The 6,930-nt window shown below is 75.8% G+C and carries 6 protein-coding genes; all 6 read left to right on the top strand.

Annotation, left to right across the window (positions count from 1 at the left end; all coding sequences use genetic code 11):
* On the top strand, window positions 1–1,185 hold a 1,185-nt coding region (locus HGCM_RS10700), incomplete at its 5' end, for an outer membrane protein assembly factor BamB family protein (RefSeq protein WP_019136833.1).
* Between the two features lie 92 nt (window positions 1,186–1,277).
* On the top strand, window positions 1,278–2,729 hold the full coding sequence (locus HGCM_RS10705; RefSeq protein ID WP_019136834.1) for a PQQ-binding-like beta-propeller repeat protein: 1,452 nt from the start codon (window positions 1,278–1,280) through the stop codon (window positions 2,727–2,729).
* A gap of 191 nt (window positions 2,730–2,920) precedes the next feature.
* Complete coding sequence (gene leuA / locus HGCM_RS10710) at window positions 2,921–4,708, top strand: 2-isopropylmalate synthase (RefSeq protein WP_019136835.1); 1,788 nt, start codon at window positions 2,921–2,923, stop codon at window positions 4,706–4,708.
* Window positions 4,709–4,944: 236 nt separating this feature from the next.
* Complete coding sequence (recO, locus tag HGCM_RS10720; RefSeq protein WP_019136837.1) at window positions 4,945–5,676, top strand: DNA repair protein RecO; 732 nt, start codon at window positions 4,945–4,947, stop codon at window positions 5,674–5,676.
* A 58-nt stretch (window positions 5,677–5,734) separates the two neighbouring features.
* Entirely contained in the window at window positions 5,735–6,553 is an 819-nt protein-coding gene (locus HGCM_RS10725; protein ID WP_051016074.1) for an isoprenyl transferase, read from the top strand.
* A partial coding sequence (locus HGCM_RS19920) for a hypothetical protein (RefSeq protein WP_026075412.1) occupies window positions 6,550–6,930 on the top strand: 381 nt, incomplete at its 3' end. The genes HGCM_RS10725 and HGCM_RS19920, both read left to right, overlap by 4 nt.

A 6,930-nucleotide genomic window follows, 5' to 3' on the forward strand; every position in this document is an offset into this window, starting at 1 on the left:
CCCGCGCTCGTCGCGCCTCTCGACGGGCGGCCGCACGAGCGCTGGCGCGCCGACGGCACGGCCTCGTTGCAGGGGGTCGTCGTCGCCGACGGCGCGCTCGTGCTCGTCTCGGAGGACCGCGAGGGCTGGTGGCTGACCGCGCACGAGCCCACGACCGGGGCGGTGCGCTGGGCGGTGCCCCTGGGCGCCGCCGAGGCGTCCGCCTTCGAGGGCTCGTCGGTGCGCTGCCCGTCCGACGGCCGGGACGTCGGGGTGCTCGTGGTCTGCGTCGTGACGAGACCGGTGCCGGTGTACGTGGACCGGGGGCGACTGGCGCGACGGTCGACGGTCGTGACCCTGGACGCCCGCGACGGCGCGGAGCGGGGTCGGTGGGAGGTGCCCGGCACGGTGCTCGGCTCCGGCCGGGCCGACGACGACCTCGTGGTCGGGGCGGTCGACGACGACGGCACGGTGACGGTGTCGCGCCGCGACGCACGGACCGGCTCGGTGGTCTGGTCGCACGAGGCGGAGGGGTCGCTGAGCGACCGCGGGGCCCGGCGCTCGTGGCTGCGCGTGGCCGGCCCGCTCGTCCTCGCGGACGCGGGGGAGACCGCCGTCCTGCGCACGTCGGACGGCAGCGTCGTGCTGTCCGAGCCCGCGCTGCGGTCGACCGAGCTCGCCCCGTACCGGGACGGCTTCGCGACGTTCACCCTCGACGACCGCGGCGCGCTCTACCGGGCGGACGGCACGCCGCTCGCCCGGCTCCCCGGCCTCCCGGCGCCGCTCGCCGTCGACGACGGCTCGGCCGACGGGGTCGTCGTCGTGGACGTCGGCACCACGCTGCGCGGGATCGACACGCGGTCCGGCGCCGTCCGCTGGTCCCTCGACACGTGGCTCGAGGCGGCGCTGCTCGTCGACGGCGTGCTCGTGGTCGCGGGCGACACGCAGGTGGCGGCCGTGGACGTGCGCGACGGTCGCGAGCTGTGGCACCACGACGGCCTGACCGTCGCGGCGGCGCCCGCCTCCGACGGCTCGCTCGTGCTCGTGCCGGAGCTCACGGGCGGCGGCTCGCGCGTCGTCGCGTTCGACCTGCACGACGGGGGTCGGTACTGGTCGGTCGACGGCCCCGCGGGCCTGCAGAGCGTCGTCGGCGCGGGCGGCTCGCTGCTGCTGCGGACGCGCGGGGGCGTCGTCGTCCTGCGCTGAGCGGCTGCCTCGCGGGTGCTGAGCCGGTGACGAGCGGGTGAGACCGCGCCGTGCCCCGGGACGCGCGCGCCCCGCGGGGCTAGCGTGGCGGGATGGGGCGGCAGCGGCCGGACCTCACGATGCTCGTGGTCGACGTGGACGACGGGGACGTCGACCGTACCGTCGCGCCCGGGCCCGGTTCGCCGGCCTCGCGGGCCGCCCGCACGCTGGGCTCCTGGCTGCGCGGGCACCCGGGCCCGGGTCGCGTGGCCGGCGCCGGGATCGTCGCCGCGACCGTGGCCGCCGCGCTGCTCGTCCCCGGCTGGGTGACGTCCGCGGAGCGTCGCCACGTCCTCACCGCCCCGGCGCTCGCGGGCGCGGTGGTCGACGTCGGCGCGCCGCCGCGCGTGCGGTGGACCGCCGAGGCGGACGACCGGGTCCGGCCCGTCGCGGTGGGGGACTCGCTCGTCGTCACCGCAGGGGAGGGCGACGCGCGCGAGCTGCGGGCGCTCGACGTCGTCACGGGCGAGGTGCGCTGGGCGGTCCCGCTCGACGACCCGGGCCGGACGGGGCTGACCCGCTGCGCGGCCGTCGGTGCGGACGTCGCCTGCGCCGTCGCCCCGGCGACCGCCGGACGCTCGGGCGTCGAGCGCCGCACCGCCTCCTCGGTCGTCGTCGTCGACCCGCACGGGACCGTCGCGGCCCGCTACCGCGTCGCGGGACGCGTCGCGGACGTGGCGGCCACCGGACCGGACCTGCTGCTCGTCGTCGTGGGGGTGGACCGGCTGAGCCTCGACAGGGTCGACGCGCGCTCGGGCGTCCCGCGGTGGCGCGTGCCGGCCTTCGCGCGCAGCGGGCGCGCGAGCGGAGCCGCCAGCGTGCAGGCGGCGGGTGGCGTCGCGATCGTGCGCGGCCTGGGCACGCAGCGCGTCTTCGACCTGACGACCGGGGCGCGGGTCGGTCCGCCCGAGGGGCCGCGGCGGGCGGACGTGGTGCGCGTGCTCGACGACGGCTCGCTCGCCTGGACGTCGTACGACATGCGCCCGACGGCGCCGGCGGTGTCGACCGTGCTCGCCGAGCCCGGCGGGAGGCGCGGGCTGACCGTGCTGGGCACGCCGGCCCTGCCGGTCGCGACGGCGCGCCCCGAGGTGACGTTCGTGACGACGCGCGTCCTCGGCGTCCCGCTGTCGGGCCAGGTGCTCGCGTTCGACCGGAGCCGCCGGCTGCTGTGGCGCTCGCCGGTCTCCGCGTCGGAGGTCCTGCTCGCCGGTCGGGACGTCGTCGTGGTGCGGGACGGGTGGACGTACGTGGGCATCGAGGCGGGGACGGGGCGGGTCCGCTGGGCGCAGGACGTGGACCACGCGGCGGACCGCGTCCTCACCGACGGCCAGGACCTGCTGCTCGTCGAGGACGGCTCGCGGTGGGGAGCCGTGGTGACGGCGATGCGGACCGACGACGGACGGCAGCGCTGGAGCACCCGGCTGCCGCCCGAGGCGGAGCGCGTGGTGCAGGTCGGGTCGCTGCTGTACGGCGTGGACGGGACGACGATCTCGGCGCTGCGGTGACCCGCCCGCCGGCCGCGGGACCGGGCGCGGGGTGAGACGGGTTGCGGTCGCGCCCACGGCGGGGGGTAGCCTGTCGGACGTGCTGGGGAACACCCTCCTCCTTCGTCGCCGCGGCGAGGCCTTCTAGGCCGGATCCTCGTCGCGGTGTCTGGTGCGCCGGCTGAGCCCCCACCGACCGAAGGACGACAGCGATGAGCACCACCTCTGAGACCGCCACCCCCGGCCCGAGCGGCGCCGGCTACCTGGCGGGCGCGGCCCAGCGCCCCTCCCCGATGCCGGTCCACAAGTACCGGCCGTTCCACGAGCAGATCCGGGTCGAGCTCCCGGACCGCCGGTGGCCCGACGCCCGCATCACGAAGGCCCCGCGCTGGTGCGCGGTCGACCTGCGCGACGGCAACCAGGCCCTGATCGAGCCGATGAACCCCGCGCGCAAGCTCGAGATGTTCGAGCTGCTGGTGCAGATGGGCTTCAAGGAGATCGAGGTCGGCTTCCCCGCGGCGTCGCAGACCGACTTCGACTTCGTCCGGATGCTCATCGAGGAGGACCGCATCCCGGAGGACGTGGTCATCCAGGTGCTGACGCAGTCGCGCGAGCACCTCATCGCCCGCACCTACGAGGCGATCGCGGGCGCCCGGCAGGCGATCGTGCACCTGTACAACTCGACGTCCACGCTGCAGCGCGAGGTGGTCTTCCGCTCGGACGAGGACGGCATCGTCGACATCGCGGTCTCGGGCGCCCGGTTCTGCAAGAAGTACGAGGAGCTGGTGCCGGACACCGAGGTGTTCTACGAGTACAGCCCCGAGTCGTACACCGGCACCGAGCTGGAGTTCGCGCTGCGGATCTGCAACGCGGTGCTGGAGGAGTGGCAGCCCACGCCGGACCGCAAGGTCATCGTCAACCTGCCGGCGACGGTCGAGATGGCGACGCCGAACGTGTACGCCGACTCGATCGAGTGGATGAGCCGCAACCTGCGCTACCGCGACTCGGTCGTCCTGAGCCTGCACCCGCACAACGACCGGGGCACCGCGGTCGCCGCCGCCGAGCTGGGCTACATGGCCGGCGCGGACCGCATCGAGGGGTGCCTGTTCGGCAACGGCGAGCGCACGGGCAACGTGTGCCTGGTGACCCTCGGCATGAACCTGTTCAGCCAGGGCATCGACCCGGAGCTCGACCTGTCGGACATCGACCACGTCCGGCGCACGGTGGAGCGCTGCAACCAGCTGCCCGTGCACGAGCGCCACCCCTACGGCGGCGACCTCGTGTTCACGGCGTTCTCCGGCTCGCACCAGGACGCGATCAACAAGGGCCTGGTCGCGATGCAGGCCAACGCCGAGCGCCGGCACACGACGGTCGACGACCTCGTCTGGGCCGTCCCGTACCTGCCGATCGACCCCAAGGACGTCGGCCGCTCGTACGAGGCGATCATCCGGGTCAACTCGCAGTCCGGGAAGGGCGGCATCAGCTACCTGATGAAGTCCGAGAAGGACCTGGACCTGCCGCGCCGGCTGCAGATCGAGTTCTCGCAGGTGGTGCAGCAGCACACCGACGCGCACGGCACCGAGGTCACGGCCGACGACCTGTGGCGGATCTTCAACGACGAGTACCTGCCGGCGGAGCCGGGCTCGGGCCTCGAGGAGTGGGGCCGGCTGCGGCTGCGCGGCACGCGCGCCACGAGCACGGAGGACGGCCCCGACACGCTCGTCGTCGACCTCGTCGACCGCGGGCAGGAGGTCACGCTGGAGGGCACCGGCAACGGCCCCATCGCGGCGTTCGTGGACGCCGTGAAGAAGGTCGACGTCGACGTCGCGGTGCTGGACTACGCCGAGCACGCGCTGTCGGCGGGCGGCGACGCGTCCGCCGCCGCGTACGTCGAGTGCGCGATCGGGGACCGCATCCTGTGGGGCGTCGGCATCGACCCCTCGATCACGACGGCCTCCCTCAAGGCGATCATCTCCGCGGTCAACCGCTACGTGCGCTGAGCCGCCCGCCGCTCCGGGCGGCGGTGCGGGCGGCGGGCCGCACCGGCTGTCCCGGGCGCGCGGACCTCGGCGACCCCGACCTCGTCCGCGTGCACCCGCGCCGCCGGCACCGAACACCGTCACACCCCTCGACGGACCCGGTGCCGGCGGCGCGGTCGCGTGTCGTGTCGGGGGAGCGTGTCCGGGCGGGACGTGTCGGTGCGGGGCGTGTCGGCGCCAGGGGCGACAATGAGGGCGTGAGCCTCTACCGCGACGAGGCGATCGTGCTGCGCACCCACAAGCTGGGGGAGGCCGACCGCATCGTGACCCTCCTGACGCGCCAGCACGGCAAGGTGCGCGCGGTGGGCAAGGGGGTGCGGCGCACGACGTCGCGCGTGGGCTCGCGCCTGGAGCCGTTCATGCACGTGGACGTGCAGCTGAGCACCGGCCGCAACCTCGACATCGTCACGCAGGTGGAGACGATCGGCCCGTACGGGCGGCAGATCGGCGACGACTACGCGCTCTACACGGTGGGCACCGCGATGCTCGAGACGGCGGACCGCCTCGTCGAGGCCGAGCACGAGCCGTCGCTGCAGCAGTACTGGCTCCTCGTCGGGGCCGTCCGCGCGCTGGCGACGCGCGAGCACGCGCCGGGCCTCGTGCTCGACTCTTACCTGCTGCGGGCGCTCGCGATCGCCGGCTGGGCGCCGAGCTTCACCGACTGCGCGCGCTGCGGCGAGCCCGGCCCGCACCACGCGTTCGCGATCGGCTCGGGCGGGGCGGTGTGCCGCGCGTGCCGCCCGCCGGGTGCGGCGTCGCCGGCCCCCGAGACGTTCGCGCTGCTCGCCGCCCTGCTCGCGGGGGACTGGGCCACGGCGGACGCGAGCTCCGAGCGCCACCGCGGCGAGGGCAACGGCCTGGTCGCGGCCTACTGCCAGTTCCACCTGGAGCGGCAGCTGCGGTCGCTGCCGATGGTCGAGCGGGTCTGACGAGCACGAGCGCGTGGTCCGGCCGCCCGGCGGTCGGCCGTCGCCACCGGGCGGCACAATGAACGGCGTGGCCCGACCTTCCGCGCACGTCCCCGTCCCGCCGCCGCCGCACCCGTCGGGCGCGCGGCCGCCGCAGATCCCGCGGCAGTTCGTGCCGCGGCACGTCGCGGTCGTCATGGACGGCAACGGGCGCTGGGCCAACGCGCGCGGGCTGCCGCGCACCGAGGGCCACCGGGCGGGGGAGGCGTCGCTGCTCGACGTGGTCGCGGGCGCGATCGAGATCGGCGTCGAGTACGTCTCCGCGTACGCGTTCTCCACCGAGAACTGGTCGCGCTCGCCCGACGAGGTCCGGTTCCTCATGGGGTTCAACCGCGACGTGCTGCGCCGGCGGCGGGACGTGATGAACTCCTGGGGCGTGCGCGTGCGCTGGGCGGGCCGCCGGCCGCGGCTGTGGCGCAGCGTCATCGCCGAGCTCGAGGCGGCCGAGCAGCTCACCGCGGCGAACACCACGTGCACGCTGACGATGTGCGTCAACTACGGCGGCCGCGCGGAGATCGCCGACGCCGCCCAGCGGATCGCGCAGGAGGTCGCGGCCGGCCGGCTGCGGCCCGACCGCGTCAACGAGAAGACCGTGCAGCGGTTCCTGGACGAGCCGGAGCTCCCCGACGTCGACCTGTTCCTGCGCTCGTCAGGGGAGCAGCGCACGTCCAACTTCATGCTCTGGCAGGCCGCCTACGCCGAGCTCGTCTTCCTCGACGAGCCGTGGCCGGACGTCGACCGGCGGCACCTGTGGCGCGCGGTCGAGGAGTACGCGCGCCGGGACCGCCGCTACGGCGGGGCCGTCGACGCCCCGACCGCGGCGCAGGAGCCACGGTGAGCGCCGCGCTCGGGTGGCTCTACGTCGCCCTGCTCGTGGCGGGTGTCGTGGGGTACCTCGTCGCGCGCCGCGCCGGGGCGACCCGCGCGGCGGCGTTCGAGGGGCTGTGGCTGCTCGTCGTCTGCCTGGGCGTGAGCGCCGCGACGGCCTTCGCCGAGAACCTCCTGGGGCCGGCGCAGTGCGGCGGCTCCGCGGCGCGGCAGGCCGGTGGGGACGTCGAGGTGGTCGGGGAGCCGGTGGGCGGCGCCGCACCGGACCTCGTCGCGTCGTGCCGGACGGCCGCCACGGGCCAGGTCGTCGTCGCGCTGGCGGTGGCCGCGCTCGGCGTCGTGCTGCTCGTGCGCCGCCTGCGGCGCGCGGTCGCGGGGGCCCGCTCC

It is taken from the genome of Cellulomonas massiliensis JC225, assembly GCF_000312005.1.
Lineage (GTDB): Bacteria > Actinomycetota > Actinomycetes > Actinomycetales > Cellulomonadaceae > Cellulomonas > Cellulomonas massiliensis.